Source organism: Nocardia nova (genome assembly GCF_002933465.1).
GTDB classification, from domain to species: domain Bacteria; phylum Actinomycetota; class Actinomycetes; order Mycobacteriales; family Mycobacteriaceae; genus Nocardia; species Nocardia nova_B.
The window spans coordinates 37,928-60,047 of sequence record NZ_PSZE01000036.1 but is presented as its reverse complement, the minus strand read 5'-3'; the positions used below and the strand labels follow the sequence as shown (position 1 = coordinate 60,047).

General features: G+C 67.5%; 21 protein-coding genes and 1 pseudogene. 13 read left to right on the top strand and 9 right to left on the bottom strand.

What is annotated here, in order from left to right:
• Positions 1-39: 39 nt before the first annotated feature.
• Entirely contained in the window at positions 40-666 is a 627-nt protein-coding gene (locus C5E41_RS29460; RefSeq protein WP_104378984.1) for a YdcF family protein, read from the bottom strand.
• 377 nt (positions 667-1,043) lie between these two features.
• On the opposite strand from C5E41_RS29460, the gene C5E41_RS29455 reads away from it, so the two are divergent.
• From C5E41_RS29455 to C5E41_RS29445, 4 genes are all read left to right on the top strand, one after another.
• Positions 1,044-2,270: an esterase/lipase family protein gene (locus C5E41_RS29455; protein WP_104378983.1), complete on the top strand. Its 1,227-nt coding sequence runs from the start codon at positions 1,044-1,046 to the stop codon at positions 2,268-2,270.
• A gap of 106 nt (positions 2,271-2,376) precedes the next feature.
• Entirely contained in the window at positions 2,377-3,399 is a 1,023-nt protein-coding gene (locus C5E41_RS29450; protein ID WP_104378982.1) for an alpha/beta hydrolase, read from the top strand.
• 14 nt (positions 3,400-3,413) lie between these two features.
• Positions 3,414-3,590 (top strand): hypothetical protein, encoded by a 177-nt coding sequence (locus C5E41_RS34205; protein WP_181063478.1) that lies wholly within the window; start codon positions 3,414-3,416, stop codon positions 3,588-3,590.
• Between the two features lie 81 nt (positions 3,591-3,671).
• Complete coding sequence (locus C5E41_RS29445) at positions 3,672-5,069, top strand: ABC1 kinase family protein (RefSeq protein ID WP_104378981.1); 1,398 nt, start codon at positions 3,672-3,674, stop codon at positions 5,067-5,069.
• A gap of 56 nt (positions 5,070-5,125) precedes the next feature.
• Here the strand turns inward: C5E41_RS29445 and C5E41_RS29440 are convergent, their stop codons facing one another.
• Positions 5,126-5,593 carry a MarR family winged helix-turn-helix transcriptional regulator gene (locus tag C5E41_RS29440; protein ID WP_258081341.1) on the bottom strand — a complete coding sequence of 156 codons (468 nt, stop codon included), beginning with the start codon at positions 5,591-5,593 and terminating at the stop codon, positions 5,126-5,128.
• A gap of 85 nt (positions 5,594-5,678) precedes the next feature.
• On the opposite strand from C5E41_RS29440, the gene C5E41_RS29435 reads away from it, so the two are divergent.
• A complete protein-coding gene (locus C5E41_RS29435; RefSeq protein ID WP_104378980.1) occupies positions 5,679-6,461 on the top strand; it encodes a dioxygenase family protein in 783 nt (260 codons plus the stop codon).
• 92 nt (positions 6,462-6,553) lie between these two features.
• Here the strand turns inward: C5E41_RS29435 and C5E41_RS34200 are convergent, their stop codons facing one another.
• Positions 6,554-6,730, bottom strand: coding sequence for a hypothetical protein (locus tag C5E41_RS34200; RefSeq protein WP_181063477.1), 177 nt, complete (start codon positions 6,728-6,730; stop codon positions 6,554-6,556).
• 742 nt (positions 6,731-7,472) lie between these two features.
• Between C5E41_RS34200 and C5E41_RS29430 the strand changes: the two genes are divergently transcribed.
• The 8 genes and pseudogenes from C5E41_RS29430 (at position 7,473) to C5E41_RS35475 (ending at position 16,177) form a co-directional block, all read left to right on the top strand.
• Entirely contained in the window at positions 7,473-8,195 is a 723-nt protein-coding gene (locus C5E41_RS29430) for a TetR/AcrR family transcriptional regulator (protein ID WP_104378979.1), read from the top strand.
• Between the two features lie 345 nt (positions 8,196-8,540).
• A complete protein-coding gene (locus C5E41_RS29425; protein ID WP_146097733.1) occupies positions 8,541-9,554 on the top strand; it encodes a hypothetical protein in 1,014 nt (337 codons plus the stop codon).
• A complete protein-coding gene (locus C5E41_RS29420) occupies positions 9,551-10,582 on the top strand; it encodes a DUF3533 domain-containing protein (RefSeq protein WP_104378977.1) in 1,032 nt (343 codons plus the stop codon). The genes C5E41_RS29425 and C5E41_RS29420 overlap by 4 nt, the downstream gene beginning before the upstream one ends.
• Positions 10,583-11,678: 1,096 nt before the next feature.
• Positions 11,679-12,461 (top strand): TIM barrel protein, encoded by a 783-nt coding sequence (locus C5E41_RS29415; protein ID WP_258081340.1) that lies wholly within the window; start codon positions 11,679-11,681, stop codon positions 12,459-12,461.
• Between the two features lie 5 nt (positions 12,462-12,466).
• On the top strand, positions 12,467-13,864 hold the full coding sequence (xylB, locus tag C5E41_RS29410; protein ID WP_104378976.1) for a xylulokinase: 1,398 nt from the start codon (positions 12,467-12,469) through the stop codon (positions 13,862-13,864).
• Positions 13,861-14,292 carry a MarR family transcriptional regulator gene (locus C5E41_RS29405; RefSeq protein ID WP_104378975.1) on the top strand — a complete coding sequence of 144 codons (432 nt, stop codon included), beginning with the start codon at positions 13,861-13,863 and terminating at the stop codon, positions 14,290-14,292. The genes xylB and C5E41_RS29405 overlap by 4 nt, the downstream gene beginning before the upstream one ends.
• Positions 14,292-15,206, top strand: a pseudogene (locus C5E41_RS35480) (glycoside hydrolase family 3 C-terminal domain-containing protein); the annotation flags it as partial. The gene C5E41_RS29405 and the pseudogene C5E41_RS35480, both read left to right, overlap by 1 nt.
• A 35-nt stretch (positions 15,207-15,241) precedes the next feature.
• On the top strand, positions 15,242-16,177 hold the full coding sequence (locus C5E41_RS35475) for a glycoside hydrolase family 3 C-terminal domain-containing protein (protein ID WP_258081344.1): 936 nt from the start codon (positions 15,242-15,244) through the stop codon (positions 16,175-16,177).
• Here the strand turns inward: C5E41_RS35475 and C5E41_RS29395 are convergent.
• The 6 genes from C5E41_RS29395 to araB form a co-directional block, all read right to left on the bottom strand.
• A complete protein-coding gene (locus tag C5E41_RS29395; protein ID WP_104378974.1) occupies positions 16,153-16,479 on the bottom strand; it encodes an SDR family NAD(P)-dependent oxidoreductase in 327 nt (108 codons plus the stop codon). The two genes, C5E41_RS35475 and C5E41_RS29395, sit on opposite strands and share 25 nt — an antisense overlap.
• A gap of 124 nt (positions 16,480-16,603) precedes the next feature.
• The gene (locus tag C5E41_RS29390; protein WP_104378973.1) at positions 16,604-17,599 is read right to left on the bottom strand and encodes a DUF4982 domain-containing protein; all 996 of its coding nucleotides are present in this window, start codon (positions 17,597-17,599) and stop codon (positions 16,604-16,606) included.
• Complete coding sequence (locus tag C5E41_RS36065; RefSeq protein ID WP_146097732.1) at positions 17,584-17,955, bottom strand: sugar-binding domain-containing protein; 372 nt, start codon at positions 17,953-17,955, stop codon at positions 17,584-17,586. Before C5E41_RS36065 ends, C5E41_RS29390 begins: the two co-directional genes overlap by 16 nt.
• Positions 17,956-18,092: 137 nt before the next feature.
• Entirely contained in the window at positions 18,093-19,604 is a 1,512-nt protein-coding gene (araA, locus tag C5E41_RS29380; RefSeq protein WP_104378971.1) for an L-arabinose isomerase, read from the bottom strand.
• A gap of 14 nt (positions 19,605-19,618) precedes the next feature.
• Positions 19,619-20,323, bottom strand: a complete 705-nt coding sequence (locus tag C5E41_RS29375) for an L-ribulose-5-phosphate 4-epimerase (protein ID WP_104378970.1) — start codon at positions 20,321-20,323, stop codon at positions 19,619-19,621.
• Entirely contained in the window at positions 20,320-22,098 is a 1,779-nt protein-coding gene (gene araB, locus C5E41_RS29370; RefSeq protein ID WP_104378969.1) for a ribulokinase, read from the bottom strand. Before araB ends, C5E41_RS29375 begins: the two co-directional genes overlap by 4 nt.
• Positions 22,099-22,120 lie beyond the last annotated feature (22 nt).

The following is a 22,120-nucleotide window of genomic DNA, read 5'->3' as shown; positions in this document are numbered from 1 at the left end:
CGAATTCATTGCGGTGTCGAATTCACTGCGGTGCCGGTTTCACCCCTGTGGCCCGAACACCCCGAGTACCACTGGCGGCAGATCCTGCGGGCTGACCGTGCCCACCACCGGCACACCCGCATCGACGAAATCGGCGACGGCGCGGGGCATGTGGTCGGCCGAGGTGACGACCACCGCGTCGCCGGCGCCCAGTGCGTGCATCATTTCCGCGGAGTTGGTGGCGTTTTCGATGGTGTCGCTGGCACGTGATTCGATGTGTATCCGGTCGGGGGCTGTGCCGTGGGCGACGAGCCAGCGGGCCATGGCGTCGGCTTCGGTGATGCCGCCCCGCGGATTTCCGCCGGTGACGATGAGCGGCGAGGCCGGCGACACCATCGCCTGCACGAGCGCCGCCTGCAGCCGGGCTACGAGTTCGGGACGCATGCTCCCGTCGGGCATCAGCCCGTAACCGAGCACCACGATCGCGGTGGTCGGCCCGTGCGGGGCGGGCAGCGGCGGCAGCGGATCGCCGACGGCGCGTAGCTGTTCGATGACACCGGCGGCATCGGTGAGCGGATCGGCCGCGGCGGTGGGGAGCTCGACCGCGGTGAGGGCACCGACGGCCAGCGCGGCGGCGGCGAGCGAGCGAAAACCGGTGGGCCGCAGTGCGGTACGAATGCCGGGCATCAGGACTCCAGACGACGTGGGGCCGTGCCACGTACGCACGTGGACCGGACCGGACGGACAACTCCTCCCCAGTGAGAATCCGCTATCTGTTCGTGATTGCGTCGTAATTGGTTGTATCGCTTGATATTTCACGGCACATTCGGTGTTACTGCTGTGACTGCGCCGATTCGGGAGAAGCTCCGTCCTCGCCGGACAATTCGCCCGGCTGTGCAACTTCACTGCGGTCCGTTCGGCGTCTCGTGAGATTTCGAAGAGACTGCCTTTGTCCATATCGGCGGCTCGTCAGCGACTTTAGCGTCTGAGTTCAGTTTCGGCTGTGCGGCTCGCGGTCGCGCATCGCAACAAAGAACGCCGATGTTCTGACGAAAGGTTCACCCATGAGACCAAACACCCGCTGCAGGTCGCTGAACGCAGCGGTCGTCGTGGGGGTTTCGCTGTTGATGATGGGCTTCGCGGGGATCGGCGCCGACGCCGAGCCGGCGGTGGCGCCGAACGATCAGCAGCAGGAGCAGCAACTGGTCGACTTCATCGACCAGGGACTGAAGAATCCCGACGCCCACCCGATCGCCGACACCGGCAGCGCCGGCACCGGTTCGGCCTGCACCTCCGGCAGTGGTGCAGGCTCCGGCAACGGCTCCGGTGACTGCTACGGCGGTTCCGGGTCCAGCTCGGGGTCGTCGGGTGGAACCGCCAGCGACACAGTCGGTTACGGCCCGGCGCAGAGTTCGTTCCTGGCCGCCTTCGGGTATGGGCTGCTGCATCCGGATGCGGCGCCGCCGGGAAGCAACGACTGGAACTGCAAGCCGACCGCGGCGCATCCGGAGCCGGTGGTGTTGGTGCACGGGACGTGGGAGAACGCCTACGACAACTTCTCCTACATCAGCCAGCCGATCCACGACGCCGGTTATTGCGTGTTCACTTTCAATTACGGCAAGTCGAACCTGATTCAGGGTGGCGGTCTGGGGTCGGTGCTGCCGGGCGCCAACGGCACCGGTTTGATTCAGGATTCGTCGAAGCAGTTGGCGCAGTTCGTGGATCGGGTGCTGGCGGCGACCGGATCGCAGAAGGTGAATCTGGTCGGCCATTCGCAGGGTGGCGTGATGTCGCGCTGGTATCTGAAGTTCGACGGGGGTGCGGCGAAGGTGCATCACATGATGACCTTCGGGGCGACCAATCATGGCACGACCCTGGACGGTATCGGGGCGTTGGGCCGGGCCATCAACAACTTCGGCATCGACGTGCTGGGTCTGGTGGAGATCTTCGTGGGCCACTCCGGTATTCAGCAGACGGTCGGTTCGGATTTCGTCAATCAGCTCAACGCAGGTGGCGACACCATGCCCGGTGTGGACTACACGGTGGTCGGCACCCGCTACGACGAGGTCACCACGCCGTACGACCTGACGTTCCTGCAGCCCGGGCCCGGTGCGACGGTCGAGAACGTCACCTTGCAGGACGGATGCGAGCAGGACCTGTCGGATCATCTGACGATGATGTATTCGCCGCGGGTGCTGTCGATCATCCTGCATGCCCTGGATCCGGCCCAGACTCCGGCGTTGACCTGCAGTTTCAACCCGTGGCTGCTGGGCGGCGGCGGCAAGCTCTGAGCCGTCCGACCTGCCCGCCGGGCGATGCCCTCACACCGCATCGCCCGGCGGGCCTTTCGTCTCGGCCCGTCTCTGCGGCGATCCATTACCTCACGAAGGAGTTCCCATGTTCGGAAAGGTGCTGTGCGGCAGCATCATTCCCGTCGTTCTGGGGCTGGCGGGCGCGGTGCTGGGGGCCGCGCCCGCCGGGGCACAACCCGAACCGGTCGCCGCGGACGGGTCGGCGGTCACCGGCAGCTGGCAGCTCGATCCGCGCACCGAGCAATTGCGGGTGCATTCGGCGGCGATGAACACCGACATCATGGTGAAGGTGCAGCTGCCCGCCGACGACCAGGCCCCCGCGCCGGTGCTGTATCTGCTCAACGGCGGTGGGGGAGGCCAGGATTCGGCCACGTGGGAGCGCAACACCGATGTCGCGGGCTTCCTGTCCGCGAAGCAGACCTATGTCGTGCAGCCGGCCGGGGGCCGCTGGAGTTACTACACCGACTGGCGGGCGCCGGATCCGAAACTCGGTGTGTACAAATGGAAGACGTTCCTCACCGCGGAACTGCCGCCGCTGATCGACGGGCGCTATCGCACCACCGGCGCCAACGCGCTGGCCGGGTTGTCTACCTCGGGGACCTCGGTGTTGCAGTTGCCGATCGCCGCCCCCGGACTGTATCGCTCGGTGGCCGCGTATTCTGGATGTGCGCAGATCAGTGATCCGATCGGCCGTGAATTCGTCAAAATGGCGGTGCAGACGTGGGGCGGCGGCGATGTGGAGAACATGTACGGCCCCGACGACGATCCGATGTGGGCGGCCAACGACCCGTACGTGCATGCCGACGGGCTGCGGGGACTGAATCTGTTCATCTCCACCGGCACCGGTGTGCCCGGTATGTACGACGTGTACGGCGCTGACCATATGCAGCCGGGGCCGCGCGGATATCTGGATCAGCTCGTGATCGGCGGGGTGATCGAGGCCGCGGTGAACTGGTGTACGCACAATATGTCGACTCGTCTGGGGGAGTTGGGAATTCCGGCGACCTTCGACTTCGAACCCACGGGCACACACTCGTGGGGTTACTGGCAGGACGCGCTGAAACGCTCCTGGCCGGTACTCGCCGCGGGCCTCGGCATCGCCCCCTGAAGGCGAGGACATCGGTGGGTTCCGTGCCGGCCGCGGCGAAGGCGATCTCCTCGTGCGGGCGCAGCACCGTGGCCGCCCCGCTGAGGGCTCGCCTCCCCGAACAGTTGGTCGACATCGCCATGGCCCTGTGGGCGGCCGGTCTGCGGGTGCGGCGGGTCACACCGGCCGGTACGGTGGCCTGGCAGTCGTAGACTGTGCACGAACCATACGACGATGGGATGGTCGCAACGAATGATTCGGGCAGGTGAGCAGGTGACCGGCGGGGTCCTTCGGTGACGGCGGCGGCCACGCAGACCGCCTCCGGACCGGGCGCGGGGGCGACTCCGCCGCAGCCGGTACCGGCGCTGGAGAAATTCGGATTCGCGGAGTTCCGGCGTACCGCCGCGATCGGCACGACGATCGGCAGCCGGGTGACGCGCCGAGTGCTGCGCGAAGGTCTGCGCCCGGCTAAGCGGCGACGGGCGATGGCCGACGGCACGGTCGACGGTTTCGAGGCGCTGGGCCCGATGTTCGTCAAACTCGGCCAGCTCATCGCATCGTCGCCGGCCTCGTTTCCGGACGAACTCGCCGACGCGTGCCTGCGCTGCCTCGATGACGTGCCGCCGTTTCCGGCCACCGACGCCCGCGCGGTGATCGAGGCCGATCTCGGTGCCCCGATCGACCGGCTGTTCCGGGAATTCGACGACGAACCGCTCTCGGCCGCCTCGGTGGCTCAGGTGCACGCCTGCGTGCTTGCCGACGGCCGCCCGGCGGTGCTGAAGGTGCAGCGCCCCGACATCGCCCGCCGCATGATCGTCGATCTGCGCGCCGCCTACCGGCTGGCCGGCACGCTCACCAAACGTTCGGAGAACGCCCGTATCGCCAATGCCGAAGGCGTGGTGCGCGATCTGTACGTCACCACCGTCGCCGAGCTGGACTTCCGCAACGAGGCCCGCAACCAGGCGCAGGCGAGGGCCGATCTGGCCGCCTTCGGCGACAACACCGGTGTAGTCGTCCCCGAGGTGTACTGGGAGTACTGCGGCCCGCGCGTGCTCTGCATGGAGCGGATGCGTGGTATGCCGCTCGACCGCTTCGACGACATCCGCGCCGCCCATCCAGACCCCGAGCTGCTGATCCGCCGACTGGTCAAGGCGTGGGTGGAAAGTGTTGTGGTGCACGGCCTTTTCCACGGCGACGTGCATGCCGGAAACCTCTGGCTGCTCGACGACGGCCGGGCCGCCATGCTCGATTTCGGCATCGTCGGCACCATGACGCCGCAGTGGCGCGCATTCGTGCGCGCGCTGTTCCACGCCAGCGCGATCGACGGTGACTTCCGCCCGGTCGCGCGGGCACTGCGGGAACTGGATCTGCTCGACGGCGACGACGGTGACGACGCCACCATCGGCAGGCAGCTGGCGACCGCGCTGGCGCCGGTGCTGTCGGGCAAGCTGGCGAAACTGGATATGGGCAAGGTCGCGGCCCGGCTGGTGGAATTCGGCAAACGCCGAGGCGCCTCGGGCCCGCAACAGTTGTTGCTGATGGGCAAGCAGCTCGGCTACTTCGAACGTTATGCGGTCGCGCTGGCTCCGGGCTGGCGGCTCGGCCAGGATCTGTATCTGTTCCGCAACATTTTCCCCGAGGAGGTAACCGCCAAGGTCGCCGCCGAAGGGATCGAACTGCCCGCCGACTGAGCTCACCGGCGGGATCGGCACCACGAGAAGGAAAGCGATGCCGACCAGGGCCGGCCTCAGCCTTCGGTCTGGCGTTCCGCTTGCTGGATCCGGCGTGCGACTTCGCCGAGGCCGTCGGCCAGGGCGGTCAACTGTGTCGGCGTGAGAACGTCGATCAGCAGATCGCGGACCAATGTGACGTGCCCGGGAGCCGCTTGTTCGAGTGCGCGGCGGCCCTTGTCGGTCAGCGTGGCGGTGACCCCGCGGCTGTCGCCGGGAACGGTCCCGCGGCAGACCAGTCCAGCCTTCTCCAGCTGGTCCACTTGATAGCTCAACCTGCTCTTGGAGTTGATGAGCGAGTCGGCGAGCGCGGTCATCCGGAGGGTGCTGTCGGGGGCGTCGGCCAGCCGGACCAGCACCTCGTATTGCCCGTGGGACAGTCCGGCATCGCGTTTGAGCTGGCCGTCGATCTGCCGCTCGAGCAGCGCCCAGCCGGAGAGCAACGCCTTCCAGGCGCGCATTTCCTGGTCGTCGAGCCATCGCACGCGCTCAGTCTACCCATCTTGTTCGAATTTGAATAAAAGCGTACCATTACCGCATAAGGTTCAAATTTGAACAATAGGAGGAGTGATGACTGCCGAGCGGACGGACCGGATGCCGGTTTTGTACCTGTCGCACGGCGCGCCACCGCTGGCCGACGACCCGATCTGGCCGGAACAGTTGGCGCAGTGGTCGGCGGCATTGCCGAAACCGAAAGCGGTGCTGATGATTTCGGCGCATTGGGAGGATGCGCCGGTGGCGCTCGGGGCAACCGAGACGGTTCCGCTGGTGTACGACTTCTGGGGCTTTCCGCGGCACTACTACGAGGTTCGCTATCCAGCACCGGGTGCGCCCGAGTTGGCCGCGCAGGTTCGAAAGTTGGTGCACGGTCCGGGGATGGCGGTGCGGGAAGCGCCGGACCGGGGCCTGGATCACGGTGCGTACGTGCCACTGGTGGAGATGTATCCGGCGGCAGACGTTCCGGTGCTGCAGATGTCGCTGCCCACTCTTGATCCCCCGGAGCTGATGGAGCTCGGGCGCAAGCTCGCTCCGCTTCGTGACGACGGCGTGCTGATCGTGGGCAGTGGATTCTTCTCGCACAATCTGCGGGCGCTCACCGAAGACGGCTCCGTGCATCCGGTGATGGCCGAATTCGACGAATGGGGCCACGGCGCGCTCGCCGCGGGCGATATCGATGCCCTGCTCGACTTCGAGAACAAGGCCCCCGCAGCGCATCTCGCGCACCCGCGCACCGAGCACTTCGCCCCGCTGTTCGTCGCCCTCGGTGCGGGCGAAGCCGACCTCGCCACCCAGCGCAGCGTCGTCGACGGCTTTTGGCACGGCCTCGCCAAACGCTCCATCCAACTCGGCTGAATCACTTTCTTCACCGCCAGTGGCTATCCCGCGGGTGACACCGTGGCGGCGGTTGGCGGGCTCAGCAAACGTTCGGCGGTCTCGGTCTGGCGTTAGGTCTGCTCACCCCACTGGCGGCGGCCGCCGTGCTGGGCGTCGTGATCAACGCCACCGAGGCGCGCGGCACCGGTTCCTTCCTCGCCCCCAAGGGTTTCGAATACGAATCGACCCTCGCCCTGGCCGCCGCCGCTCTCGCCCTCACCGGACCCGGCCGCCATTCCGTCGACCACTACCTTCCTGTGCCGCGCACGCACCGGCTCGTCTGCGGCGTGGCCGCGATCGTGCTGGCCGTAGTCGCCGCGAGTATCGTCGAAACTCGAGCATCAACTCACCGGCATAGAGCCGTACCCGTCGCAGTTCACCGGACTGCTCCTGCCGGCGTTATGCCGCCGTCTTCGCCGCCGCGCTCATGCGACCCGGTTGTCCGGCTCCAGAGGGGCGAAGAATTCGCTCGAGCCGCGAGGAGTCGGTGTATCGCACAGTGATAGGAAGTCGAAGCGAGCGTTGGGATTTCCGCCACTGGAGCCGATCTCGGCGAGCAGTCGGTACCCGCCGTCGGGGAGGGAGCGTGTTGAGTAGTCGCTCGTAGTTGTGGTCGTAGCGGCCGGCCGGCAGATGAGCGTCGAGTCGTGGGTGGCGAGCTTATGGGCTCGATCGCCCTGGTTCCCAGGCTCGCACTACTCTTCATCGGTGGTTGCGGAGCAACATATTTCGTCGTGCAGGGGCAAGATCTGAAGAACTGGGCCGAGGAGCGGGGGAGTACGCCTTGCCTGCCATGGACTTCGCGCGAGCAGCCGTGCGGCAGCAGGGGCGGTTCAGCCTCATGCAAGCGGTCGGTGACCAGACGTTTCTGCTCGGCTGCAAGAAGTTGACCGAAGGTGGACCTTGCGTTGAAAAACATCACCGAAGCGGCGCTTACCTTCGAGAAGTTGAACCCCGGCTCGTCGGCAGCGGGGCGCGATACTCGAGCGCATGGCGGCCGTCGTGGCTGTCCGGAACGCTACTGGGCGCCCGTCCTGGACAGCGGACCGGGTGCTCGTATTCTCGGGAGTACTTTACCCACCCGCTACGGTCATGGCCGACATGCGTCGCATGGGTTTCCGCATTCGAGGAGGATCGTTGGCTGAAGCGTCGGAGCCTGTGGCCGAACGGGTGGACATCCGAATTCGGCGAACCCGGGAGAGCTTGCGTGCGGCGATTCTGGAGCTCGCGGCCGACCGGGACTGGTCGGAGATCTCGATCACCGATCTCACGCGTCACGCGGGGGTCAGTCGCCCCACCTTCTACCAGCATTACTCCTCGCTGGACGAACTCGCCGCGGACGCGCTGATCGAACGCATACGGGGGTTTACGGGTCGCGATCAGGATGTCGCTCCCGAGGCGGCAGAGGTGCCGGACTGGCTGGTGAACATTCTGACCGAGGTCAATGCCGACCGTGCAATATACCGTCGCCTGCTCGGCGCGCGAAGTATCGCGGGCCTCGCTCGTGAGATGGTGGCCGACCGACTCGTCGAACGAGTCTTGCGGTCGCGCGGCGAGGCGGTGACCGGCGCGGAGGAATTCTCCCAGTTCCTGGCGGGCGGGATCCTGGGCTTTCTCGCCTATTGGTTGAGGTCGGTTGAGGCCGAGCCGGAGGAAATGGTGCGCGAGGCGGCGGAGCGACTTTGGGAGTTGATTCGGCGCCTGTCCGCTTGACGGTAGCGCGGATGCGAGGCGCGGGTGAGACAATTCTGACACGTTCTGCGGGTCGGTTGCGCACGGACTCCTGATACGTATAGATATGTTTTGCTCTTCTTGAAGATTCGGCGGATCTGCTCCGGTTTCGTTCTGTCGATGGTTGGTGGCCGCCCGTGACTCTGTCGGGGGCGGTGTGTGAGGTCGAACGAGTGGCGGCAGCTTCGCCCGTGCGCCGACTCGGGTGCGGTCCCGTATTCGGATCATCCCGGTGAGATGTGCCATACCGCCCCGATCTCCCGACGATATTTTACAGATGTCGTGTAATTTACAAACGTAAATTACAACTAGCCCGAGAGGGGGACGATGTCCGAGTCAGGGAACGGCAGCAGCGCAACTGCACGATCAGCGGGGAAAGCACTGGTCGCAGCCTTGATCTTCCCGTTGTTCATGGCACTGGCGTTGCCAGGCGTCTATCTCTACGCCTTCCATCAACCACAACCCCACGAGATGCCGGTCGAGATCATCGGCGCCAATCACGATTCGGCGCAGCTGGCCTTGGGCTTGGCGACGAAGATGGCGCCGTCGTTCCGGGTCACCTCCGTGGCCGATGCAGACACGGCCCGGCGCCATCTGACGGATATGAGCAGTCGGGGCGCCTTCGATCCCGCCACCGGCACGCTCTATGTCGCGAGCGCGGGTAGTCCGCTCGCCGAGTCGGCGGTACAGACCGCGTTCGGCGCCGTCGCGCGGCAGCTCGGAACCGAACTCACCGTTCGAGATGTCGCGCCGCTGCCCGAATCCGACCGAGTGGGCGTCAGTCTGCTGTTCGTCGGCTTGGCGGCGATTCTCGCGGGCTTCGTCACCGCGACCGTGCTGAACGTCGCCGTTCCCGGCTTATCGCTCCGGGCGGAGATAGCGATTCTCGGCCTGGTCGCGCTCGTCGCCGCGGTGATCACCACTTTCATCGCCTACTCGGCGTACGGCGCGCTGTCCGGGCACCTCGTCGAAGTCGCCTTGCTGGCGGCATCAGGCACGATCTGCGCCGGTCTGTTGCAATCCGGCGGCATCAAGCTGATCGGGCCGGGAATGACCGTAGTCGGTGTGACGGTGCTCATCATCCTCGGCATCCCGGCTTCGGGAATTGCGGTACCGGTCGACATGGTTCCGCCCGTGTTCGCCCATCTGCACTCCTGGTTGCCGACTTCGGCGGTGCTGGACGGACTGCGACGGACGCTGTACTTCGGCGGCAGCGGCATCGACGCGGACCTGCCGATCATCGGATTGTGGATCGCCCTCGGTGCCGGCGCGTTCTGGCTGTCCACCCTGCGGTCACCGAAAACCAGTGCGGTGGTCGCCGAACAGGAAGGTGCACGATGACCACCAACGATCGCCTCGCTCGGCGCCGAATCGTTACCGGCGTCCTGATGCTGCCGCTGTTCTTCTTGATCGCACTGCCGGGGCTCTTCCTGGGCCTACTGCATTCGCCGGCGCCGCACGAGGTCGAAGTAGCTGTGATCGGCACGGGCCCGCAGGCGCAGACCGTGGCGAATCAGCTCGCCGCGCACGCGAAGGGGTTCGAGGTGCAGACCTTGTCCGACGCGGATGCCGGTCGAAACGCCGTGCAGGACCGCGAGGTTCGCGCGGCCTACGACCCGGCCACCGGTGATCTGTACGTGGCGTCGGCCGGCAGCGTTCAGGCCACCGAGGCCGGCCGCGCACTGTTCGCCGCCGTGGCGCAAGCCGGGGGGACGGCGCTGCAGGTGCGGGATGTGGTCCCGTTGCCGACCGCCGATCGTCTCGGAACGAGCGCGCTCTACATCGGGATAGGCGCCATCGTCGGGGGATTCCTGTCCGGTCTGATCGTCGCGATGATCGCGCCCGGCCTGCGGGTGCGCACCCAGGTCTCCGTGGTGGCGGTCATGTCCGTTGTGGTAGCGGGAATCGAAACATTCTATGGCTGGGTACTTTTCGACATATTCCCAGGAAACGCGGCCGCGGGCGCCGCTGTCCTTGCCGGTATCGCTCTGGTCGCCGGGGTGGTGACGTTGGCCGGTACGCGTCTGATCGGACCAGCGATGGTGATGGTGTCGATCCTGTTGCTGGTGTTGTGCGGAGTCACGGCGTCCGGACTGCCGGTGCCGCTGGATATGGCACCCGCGTTCTACAACTGGATGCACGACGTGCTGCCCACGGCGCGAGGGCTCTCGGCGTTGCGTAGTGTCTGCTACTTCGATGGCGAAGGTGTCGGGGTCGACCTCCTCGTCATGGCGGCATGGGGCTTGGCTGCCATGGTCGTGTTGGCTGTGACCAGGAAGAAGGTCGCCGTACCCGGTAACGGGGCGTTCGGGAACCTCGGAGCTGACGAGGCCGTGGTCGCCGGAGCCGCCGCGTCGGCATCGGCTTGATCGTGGCCGGGGTCGCGTTGATTCAGCTCGGCCCCACCGGTTATCGGCCGCTCCGTGTGCGTGACACATTGTTCCGACCGGCCGATGCGCCGGGTTCGAGTCCTAGGCCAATCCGAGGGTTTGCCCCGTCCGGGCGAGATTGTCATCCACCCGCTGCGGGGGGCGCGGTGCCGTCATGGCTGGCATCATCCTGTGGAGTAGCGGCTCCCACCGGCTCTTCTCGTGCGGAAAGCGCCGGCTGGGTGATAGGTCTCCAGCACGGCTCGTAGCTGCGACTCCACGCTGCGCTGGGGCCAGAGGATCCCCTCCCGGTCGCGAGTCACCGCCTCGAGTTCGGCGGTGCGTTCCGTCAGTACTGGTAGCGGCCGCCAATGGGTGTGTTCATGGCGCAAGGTGTCGGCCGGCACGAAGGCGTCGGACTCGGTCGCCGGGCGCGGGCGACACGCAGCAGACCGGCAGTCCTCGCGGCTGCAGGTGCTCCACCAGCTGCCCCTCGCCACGCTCGATCGCGACCCGGATGCCCGGGACAGCGAGTAGCGCGTCCAACCCGGCGAATCCATCGATATCGTGACGGATTCTGTTCTGTACCAGTTTCTTCTTACAGACCCTCCCGGCGCGGGACATTCTCGACTGAGATACAGCGGTGAGAGGCTATCGCGGATGTTGCTTCAGGAGATTTTCCGTAGATCCGACGGGTCGCTATGGGCGGTGCCGATCGTCGTGGCCTTGACGATGGGAGCCGGCAGGCGCGGGAGGACGAACCGGGCCCGCGGGAGGCAGCCCGCTTCCGGGAGCCAGTTGTGCACGAGTCCGACGGCCAAGCCGGCGTCGGGATCGGTCCAGCCGACTGATCCGGCGGGCCTATATGGCCGAAGCCGCGCGGGGCGGGTTGTCCCAGCGGTAACGAGGCACTAACCTGATTATGTTCAGTTGCTGAATTAAAGGCGGGAGAGACCTGTCGCCCCTGTGCCCACCCGGCAAGTCAAGTTCAGTTTCGGGCTGTGGACGGTCGGCTGGCCGGCTCGTGATCCATTCGGGGACGCTACGCGGCCGGCGCTCGATCCTGTCGATTCCGTGTATCGGCTGGCGGAGCTCGGTGCTTGGGGCGTCACGTTCCACGACGACGACCTGGTGCCGTTCGGCCGCTCTGGACCGGTACCGCGAGGCGATCGACACCATCGCCGCGTACGTCAAGGACAACGCGTACGGGCTGCGGCTGGCGTTGGAGCCGAAGCCCAACGAGCCGCGCGGTGACATCTTCCTGCCGACGGTGGGTCATGCCCTGGCGTTCATCGCCGAACTCGAGCACCGTGACATCGTCGGCGTAAATCCCGAGGTCGGGCACGAGCAGATGGCCAATCTCAACTATGCGCACGGCGTCGCGCAGGCGCTGTGGGCCGGCAAGCTGTTCCACCTCGACCTCAACGGCCAGCGCGGCCCGAAGTCCGACCAGGACCTCGTTTTCGGGCACGGTGATCTGCTCAACGCTTTCGCGTTGGTCGATCTGGTCGAGCACGGGGGGCCCGGCGGAGGTCCGGCCTACGAGGGGCCACGGCACTTCGACTACAAGCCGCTGCGCAGCGAGAACATCGCGGGAGTCTGGGAGTCGGCGGCGGCGAATATGCGCACCTATCTGCTGCTGCGCGAGCGGGCGCGCACATTTCGCGCCGATCCCGAGGTCCAGGAAGCGCTGGAGGCTGTGGCGGTGTCGGAGCTGCGGCAGCCGACACTCGGCGACGGCGGCGTGCGGGAACTGCTGGCAGACCGCTCGGCGTTCGAGGACTACGACCCGGACGCGGCCGGGGCTCGCTACACCGGTGTGGTGCGGCTGACCCAGCTGGCGATCGAGCACTTGCTCGGCGCTGCGAACGGGGGTTAGTCGCGGTGGCGACCGGTCGAACGCTCGTCGCCGGTGTCGACTCCTCGAGTCAGGCGTGCAAGGTCGTCGTGTGCGATGCGGATACCGGCGCAGTGGTCCGCGAGGGACGCGCGCCGCATCCGCTCGGCACCGAGGTGCAACCGTACGCCTGGGAGCACGCGCTGCAGGCAGCTCTGGCGGCGGCGGGCGGACTGGACGATGTGGCAGCGCTCGCCGTCGGCGGCCAGCAGCACGGGATGGTCTGCCTCGACGAGGGCGGTGCCGTGGTGCGCCCGGCGCTGCTGTGGAACGACACCCGCTCGGCGGCCGCGTCGGCCCAGCTGATCGAAGAGCTGGGCGGTCCCGGCGCGTGGGCCGAGGCGGTCGGCAGCGTGCCGGTCGTGTCGTTCACGGTCACGAAGCTGCGCTGGCTGGCCGACGCTGAACCCGAGCATGCTGCGGCGACTGCAGCGGTCTGTTTGCCGCACGACTGGCTGACCTGGCGACTGCGGGGTACCGGCCGGCTCGAGGACCTCGTCACCGACCGTGGTGATGCCAGCGGGACGGGCTACTGGTCAGCGGCGACCGAAAGCTACCGGCGTGACCTGTTGACCCGCGCGCTGGGCCACGACGCGCTGCTGCCCCGCGTGCTGGGGCCCGCCGAGAACGTCGGCCATACACCATCCGGGGTGCTGCTGGGCCCCGGCACCGGTGACAACGCCGCGGCCACGCTGGGCGTCGGTGCCGGGCCTGGAGATGTCGTCGTCTCGGTCGGGACCAGCGGCGTCGCGTGTGGTCGCAGCGCCAGTCCGTCCGCCGATCCGACCGGCGTCGTCGCCGGGTTCGCCGCCGCTACCGGCGACTATCTGCCGCTGGTCTGCACTCTGAACGCCGCGCGAGTGCTCGACGTGTGCGCCACGCTGCTCGGCGTCGGCCACGATTCCCTGGACCAGCTGGCTCTGTCGGCTCCTGCCGGCGCCGACGGCGTTGTGCTCGTCCCGTTCTTCGAGGGTGAGCGCACGCCCAACCGGCCGGACGCCACTGCGTCCGTGCACGGCTTGCGGCTGGCGTCCACGGCCCCGGCCAATCTCGCGCGGGCTGCCGTCGAGGGTCTGCTGTGCGGGCTGGCCGACGGCGTCGACGCCCTCATCGCGGCAGGCGTCGAGCCCCGGCGTGTCCTCCTTGTCGGTGGCGGCGCCCGATCAGCCGCCGTGCGCCAGGTCGCGCCCACGGTCTTCGGGCGGCCCGTGCTGGTGCCGGCAGCTATGGAGTACGTCGCCCTCGGCGCTGCGCGGCAGGCTGCCTGGACGCTGTCAGGCGCCGCTGAGCCACCGGACTGGCCGCTGGCCGATCCGAAGGAATATACGGCCGAAGCCCTTCCGAGTGTCCGTGAACAGTACGCGCACTACCGAGGTGTCGAGTGACACCGAAGCCCGTGGACACGACCGGTTCACCGGCCTCGCAGCAGACCGTGCGACGGCACAATCGAGCCGTCGTTCTCCGCGAAGTGAGCCGTGATCCGGGCCGTTCGCGTGCTCAGATCGCGGCCAGCGCGGGCTTGTCCCGCGCGACAGTGTCCGCGCTGGTCGACGACCTGCTGGCCAAGGGCCTCCTGCGGGAGAACGACGCCGATCGCGGGCTGCGTGGTCGACCTGCCACACCCTTGACGCTGAATCCCGACGGCCCTGCCGGTCTGGGCCTGGAGATCAACGTCGACTACGTCGCGGCCTGCGTGCTCGATCTGACCGGCCGAATCCGGGGGCAGGAGGTGGAGATCGTAGCCCTTCGCGGCCTGCCTGCATATACCTTCCTCACTTCCGCACCGTGGTCGAGGCCGGGGCCGACGCGGTGATGAGCGCGTACAACGCCGTCAACGGGACCTGGGCCGGGCAGCACCGACATCTGCTCACCGAGGTGCTCCGCGACGAGTGGGGCTTCACCGGCTTCGTCATGACCGACTTCATCTGGGGCCTGCGCGACCCGATCGGCTCCGTAGGCGCGGGGCAGGACCTGGAAATGCCGTTCCGGCAGCAGCGCGCCGCCGCGCTGCCGGGCGCGCTGCGGGACGGGCGGCTGGCGCGCGCCGATGTCGAGCGGGCGGCCGCCCGGCTGCTGGGCGCGCAGGTGCGCCTCGCGCTGCGAGCTCGGCCCACTCCTGCGGCCACCGTCGTCGCCTGCCCGGAGCATGTGGCTCTGGCTCGGGAAATCGCCCGGCAGGGCACAGTGCTGCTGCGCAACGAGCCGGTTGGCGCGGGACCGGCGCTGCCGCTGCAGCAGGAGTCGCTCGGCCGGGTCGCAGTCCTGGGACCGCTGGCCGACAAGCCCAACCTCGGCGACAACGGCTCCTCGCGAGTCCACCCGCCCACCACCACCACCACCATCACCATCCTGGCCGGGCTGCGCGGGCGCCTCGGCGACCGGGTGGTGCACGTCGCCCACACCGAGCCGGCCGCTGCGGCGCGCGCGGCCCGCGACACCGACGCCGCCGTGGTCGTCGTCGGCCTCTCAGCCGCAGACGAAGGCGAGTCACTGGTCGCAGCCGACACCAGTTCCATTCAGCTCCTCGGCGGCATCGCCCGGTTCCGGCCGGTCGCCGCGCTGCTGTGCAAGGGCATGACCACGCTCGCTCGCCTCAGGCACAGTGGCGGGGACCGGCGCGACCTGCGTCTGCACGCCGATGACGTCGCCCTCATCCGCGCGGTCGCCGCCGGGAACCCGCGCACAATCGTCGTCGTGATCGGTGGCGGCACCGTTGTCCTCGACCCGTGGGATACCGAGGTCGCCTGGCCTGGTACCCGGGCATGGCAGGAGGTGAAGCCGTTGCCGACCTGCTCCTCGGCGACGCCGAGCCGGGCGGCCGGCTGCCGGTGGCTGTCCCGCGCCGCCGCGAGGACCTCCCGGTCGTCGACTGGACCGCCCGCACTGTCAGGTACGGCCGGTGGTGGGGCCAGCGCAAGCTCGACCGTGACGGGACACCCGCCGCCTACCCCTTCGGCTTCGGGCTGGGCTACACCACCTTCCGCGTCGAAGGCCTCGAGGCCGGTCCGGTGCACGGCGAGCACTTACCCGCCACGGTCACTCTCACCAACACCGGCACCCGGGCCGGGCGGCACATCGTCCAGATCTATGCCCGCATGCTCGGGTCCGACGGCACGGCCGTGCGGGCGCTGGTCGGCTTCCGCCCCGTCGAGCTGTCCGCCGGCGAGAGCCCGGGTCAGTGTCGATTGCAGTACCCGCCCGCTGCAACGCTGGGATGGCACACGCTTCGTGCTCGACGCCGGCGAGGTGCGACTCGAAGCCGCCGCCTTCTCCGGCGACCCCGCCGCAGCGACCGCGGTGACGGCTGTGCCCAGCTGGTCGTCCATCCCAGGGGCAAGCCCACATCGGTGACCGCAACCGAGCACACCAGCTTGTCCAGTCCTCGAAAGCGTCGTCATCGATGCGCGGTCGCACGAAGACCGGAACGGAGATCGGCAGGGGTGGCGGCCACCGACGGTGTCGGTGGCCCGGCCCGGCGACCCGTCACTGTTGACCGAGGTAATCCGAAACCGCTGGAATTCCTCGAGCGGGTCTACTGGCCGGGCAGCTGGTGGAGCTGGACTCGCCGCGGCCAGGTCGACTGCGGGCGCCGTACCGCGGCCGCCCGCTCGACCCATGCCGGTCAGATTTCGGTCGCGCCCATATCAACGGTGAGTTGCGTGGCCGTTACCGCTCACCACAAGTCGGACGCGAGGTAAACACCGCGTCGGAGATGTCCTCGGGCTCGGCTATGGAAGCCCGGGAAGCAAGCGGCCATGGAAGCTCCGTAATTGGGATGAGCTCGGAGGACCTCGACCATATTGGGGTCCTGCACCGTTGGGGTCGCCACACCACAGGTGATCGAATCGACTCGAATTCCATACTCGCCCAGCTCGATTGCTGCGGCCTTGGTAAGACCATCGACAGCGAGTTTCGCTGCGGAGTAATGCGCCTGCACCGGAAGGGATTTGATTCCGATCGAGATTGAGGTGGCGTCAGCCGGTGCGCGGGGCGTAATCATAAGGCAGCTGAGCGCCGCACGGCAAGATCCGTGATGTCGGTGCCGTGTACTGGACGGATCGGCATCGGGGTGGGTGCGCTGATAGCGTTCGTTCCGCCGAAATCACTCGCGACTGCCCAACCTCCTACCGGACTGCTTCGAGGATGGCCGGGCCATCGACCGCGAGGGTGACCTCGGTGTCGGCCAGCATCTCGACCACACCATCGACGTCGGCGATCTGCACGACGAGGAAGGCCAAGCTCGCACCGTCCGCCGCCAGCCTCGGCGATTCGGGGACGACCTGCAGGGCCACATTGCTACCAGCCGTCCGGAGTTCCGTGCGGCCGCACTGCTCACCCTCCCGGTAGCCGACTGCGACCAGAATTCCGGCTTCGTAGGCGGTACGGTAGCGAGCGATGAAGCCTTTCGGCTTGCGACGGCCAAGGGGTCGACCGTTGAGAATCAGTTCTACTTCCTCATCGGCGGAGTAGACCTCGATCTCGGCGGTCCGTCCGACACAGCCCCGCCAGGACCAGCTCTCGACGGCATCGGTGCTGCGCCACGACACACGCGCTACAGACCTGCCGGCACGATCGAGCGGGCGAACCGCTACTGCCGGGGCCGAAAGTTCACCCCACGCCGCTTGAGCGAGGCGAACAGACGCATCGGGAAGGCCGGTTATGTCGAACATGCCCGGTCCTGCGGTGAGGTAGGGATAGGGCTTCAACAGCGGCGCGAAACGCTTCCCGGGGACCCATACACCAATGCCCGACTCGCCCAAGTAGTCCCATCCGGTCCAGACGAAGTCACCGATGACCGAGGGCACTGTTCGAACCAGATGCCATGCGCGGGCTACCTCTCCGGGCAATGTCTCGGTGCCGAGGATGACCCTGTCCGGGTACTTCCGGGCATCGCGACGATAGCGGCCGAGCGCGTAGTTGTAGCCGGCGACGTCCAGGTGCGCGAACACTTCCCGGGTGACTCGCTCGGCACGTGGAGTGCGGGCTACCAGGTCGAACAGCACTCCTATCTTGTTCATCAGGATGTTGGCGAGAGACGACCCCGGCGCATTCCCGGCCTTTTCCGCCGTGTCTCGGTTGTCGCGCTCCTGGTACGGCCCAGTTTTCATCGAGGCCAACACGTTGAGGGAACCATCATGAGCTGGACCGGCCGAAATAGGCCCGAGCCCGGATACCAACGGCTACGCGGATGTGATCGATCGTCGACCACTACACGGATTTCGACGGGTACGCCATCGTGGACCAGCTCGGTGATGTCGTGCTCGGAGTCGACGTAGCCGCTACGAATGGAGTCGGCAAGTCGACCGTTGACGAACAGTTCGGCATCACCTTGTACGCCCTCGAACCGCAGCTTGATACGCCCGTTCCCCACGGGGCCGGGCGGTATCCACGTCGTCCGGTAGGTGTACAGCCCTCCGCTGAACCAGCCGGCGTCCGCGCCACCCGACGCGGTCGCCGTACGGGCTGCACCGATCATCGCGTCGTGCGGCAGACGTACCTGGCACTCGGCCGTGTCACCTTCGCGGGAGAACAGCCACGTGCTGAGCTCGACGTGACAACGCACGGGGGATTGCGCGAATTAGGTCATTTCATCCTGCACTCTTCGTCGAGGTGCTAGAGCCGGGCGGCAAGGCGGTGGTATGCGGCGTTCCAGCGCAGCTCGTCGGCAAGTCCGCGGCGGGTGGTTGTGCCGTCGATCAGCACGAGTTCGGTCGCGAAGACCTCGGCGAGGTCGGTGATTTCGTCAGCGCTGATCTGTGTGGACAGCACGGTGTGGTGTGGTCCTCCCGCGGTGAGCCAACCCTCCACGCCGGTGGTGAAGTCCGGCCGGGGTTCCCAGACGGCATGCGCGACCGGGAGAGCGGGCAGCGGTTCATCGGGATCGACCACGTCGATCTCGTTGGCCACCCAGCGGAATCGGTCGCCCAGGTCGGCCCAGCCTACGACGATGCCGGCGCCGGGCGCGGCGGTGAACACCAGCCGGGCGGGATCCTCCCGGCCACCGACGGACAGCGGGTGTACCTCGAGACGTGGGCGCTGGCCGGCGATGGAAGGACATACTTCGAGCATGTGGGCGCCGAGAATCTTCGGTCGATCGCCCGCGAGGTGGTAGGTGTAGTCCTCCATGAACGAGGTGCCGCCCGGCAAGCCATGCCCGGTGACCTTCAGCATCCGCAGCAGGGCGGCGGTTTTCCAGTCGCCTTCTGCGCCGAACCCGTAGCCGGCGGCCATGAGCCGCTGCACGGCCAAGCCGGGTAGCTGGCGAAGCCCGCCCAGATCCTGGAAGTTGGTCGTGAACGCTGCGAAGTCACCGTCGTCGAGGAACGTCCGCAACGCGGCCTCGATGCGTGCCTGGTACCGCACCGACTCGTGCCGCGAGCCCCCCGGACGTAGATCGGCGTCCATGTCGTACAGGTCGCCGTACTCCGCTACCAGGTCGTCAACGGTTGCGTTCTCGACAAGGTCGACCCGGGCGGCCAGCTCGTTGACCGACCAGGTGTTCACCGATACGCCGAAGGCTATCTCGGCCTCGACCTTGTCCCCCTCGGTGACGGCGACGTCGCGCATGTTATCGCCGAACCGGGCGAGTTTCAGCGAGCGGACCTCCGCGGCACCGGCCGCGGCGCGGGCCCACGAGCCGACTCGCCGGCGCACGCGAGGATCATCGACATGGCCTGCGACGGTCGTGCGCGGGGCGCGCAGCCGGGTGAGCACGGAGGCGTACTCCCGGTCGCCGTGGGCAGCCTGATTGAGGTTCATGAAATCCATGTCGATCGTCGCCCAAGGCAGGGCGGCGTCGGCCTGGGTATGCAGGTGCAGGAGCGGTTTGCGTAGCCCGCTGAGCCCGCTGATCCACATCTTCGCGGGCGAGAAAGTGTGCATCCAGGTCACGACCCCGATGCACGCCGAATCTTGTTCGGCCGAGCCCAGTGTGCGGCGGATGGCATCTGCGTCGGTGAGCACCGGCTGCCAGACGACCCGAACCGGGATTTCGGCGGCCGCGTCGAGCGCGGCAGCCACGCGGCGGGACTGCTCGGCAACCTGGGCCAGGGTTTCCTCGCCGTAGAGGCCCTGGCTACCGGTGACGAACCAGATCTCGGCGTCGGCGAACGGTCGGGTACGCATGATCGGTGAATCTCCTACTGTCCGTAGACATTTCGGTAGCGGGCATGGAGCGCGTCGATGTCGGCCGGCGCGATGGGCAGCGGTTCGCCGAGCTGGCGGGCCAGGTGCACGGTGCGCGCGACGTCTTCGCACATCACCGCGGCCTGCACGGCGGCGCGGGCGTCGGGACCGACCGTGAAAACACCGTGGTTGCGCATCAGCACCGCTGGTGACCGGGAGCCTTCCAGGGTTGTGACGATGCTCCGGCCGATCGAGTCGTCCCCGATCAGCGCGAACGGGCCGACCGGGATGGGCCCGCCGAACTCGTCGGCCATCGCGGTGAGCACACAGGGGATCTCCTCTCCCCGTGCGGCCCAGGCGGTGGCGTAAGGGCTGTGCGTGTGCACCACCCCGCGAACGTCCGGCCGGTGCCGGTAGACGTAGGCGTGCGCGGCGGTATCCGACGAGGGCCGGCGCAGGCCGTCGACAGCATTGCCATCGAGGTCGCAGACCGTCACATCCTCCCAGCTCAGTTCGTCGTAAGACACGCCGCTGCCCTTGATCAGGAACAGGTCCGCATCCGGAACCCGCTCGGAGATGTTCCCGGAGGTCCAGGTGACCAAGCCGTTACGGGTCAGCTCCGAGTGCAGCGCGGCCACGGCCCCACGCTGCGGGCGGTGGGTGCCCCGCTCGGTTCGAGGATCGGAACTGACCGGGTCGGAATTGACAAGGGCAGTCATGCCGAATGAACCTCCAGGGTCGGTGCCGGAGTACCCGGCGGAGTGGCGTTCGACGGTTGGGTGAGTGAGTCGCGATGGCTCAGCGCGGCCCGGCGAATCTCACGCAACCGGTGCAGCATGCCGTCGCCGCGGCCGAAATGGTCGTGTAGCCGCCGGTACTCGCTGTACAAGGCGTCGTACCTGTCGGCGCGGTGCGGATCGGGCTGATATACGTCGCGCCGCACCCTGCCCATCGCCGCGGCCGCCGCACGCACGTCGGGGTAGGCGCCTGCCGCGACCGCCGCGTGTATCGCCGCTCCCAGCGCGGGGCCCTGTGCCGAGCCGATCACTGACAGCGGCCGCCGGCACACATCCGCGTAGACCTGCATCAGGAACTCGTTTTTCAGTAGCCCACCGGCGACGATGAGTTCGGTGACCGGCACGCCGGCGTTTTCGAATGTCTCGATGATGGTGCGGGTGCCGAAGGCCGTCGCCTCCAGCAACGCCCGGTAGGTGTCCTCGGGTCTGGTCGCCAGCGTCTGCCCGACGACGACGCCCGACAGCTCGTGGTCCACCAGTACCGAGCGGTTGCCGTTGTGCCAGTCCAGGGCGATCAGGCCGTGCTCGCCAACTTCCTGCGCTGCGGCCAGCCCCGTGAGGTATTCGTGCAATCCGAGACCGCGCGCGGCGGCCGCTTCGGCGTATGGTGCGGGCACACAGCTCTTCACGAACCAGTCGAAGATGTCTCCGACACCGCTCTGCCCGGCCTCGTACCCCCACAGCCCAGGCACGATGCCGCCATAAACGACGCCGCACATACCTGGGACGGTCGCGAGATGGTCACTGTTCAGCACATGACAGGTGGAGGTGCCCATGATGGCGACCATCTGCCCGGGCTCGGTCGCCTGCGCGGCGGGCGCGCTCACGTGCGCATCCACATTGCCGACGGCGACGGCGATTCCTTCGGGAAGCCCGGTCCAGGCCGCGGCTCGTTTGCCGAGTCCGCCGGCGCGACGCCCCAATTCTCCGATCGGGTGGGCCAGCTTCTCGGTGACGAAGTCCTGGAAGGCGGGGTTCAGCGCGGCCAGGTATGCCTGGGAGGGATACTCACCGTCCTGGTATATGCCCTTGTAGCCGGCCGTGCAGGCGTTGCGCAGGTACTGCCCGCACAGCTGCCACACGATCCAGTCGGCAGCCTCGACCCACCGCTCGGTGGCGGCGTACACCTGCGGATCTTCCTCGAGAACCTGCAATGCCTTGGCGAACTCCCATTCGCTGGATATCCGCCCGCCGTATCGAGCCAGCCACGGCTCGCTTCGCTCCGCCGCCACGGCGGTGATCCGGTCCGCCTGCGGCTGCGCCGCATGGTGCTTCCACAACTTCGGATAGGCGTGCGGCCGGTTCCGCCACTGGGCCAACTCGCACAAGGGCGTCCCGTCCGCGGTGGTAGGCAATACCGTGCACGCGGTGAAGTCGGTGGCGATGCCGATCACGTCGGTCGGCCTCACGCCGCTGTCGGCGAGCGCCCGGGGCACGGCCTCGCGAAGCACTGCGGTCCAATCTTCAGGCAGTTGCAGCGCCCAGTCCGGAGGTAGGAGCTCCCCTGTCGCCGGCAGGCGGCTGTTCACCACCCCGTGGGTGTACTCGTGCACGGCCGCGCCCATCTCGACGCCGTCGCGGACCCGGACCACGACCGCACGACCGGACAGTGTCCCGAAGTCGACGCCCACCACGCAGGCGTCGGAATCACCGGAAGGTTGATTTTGCGTCGAAGCGGAAGCTCCTGGTACGGCCATATGTTAACGCTAACAGATTCGT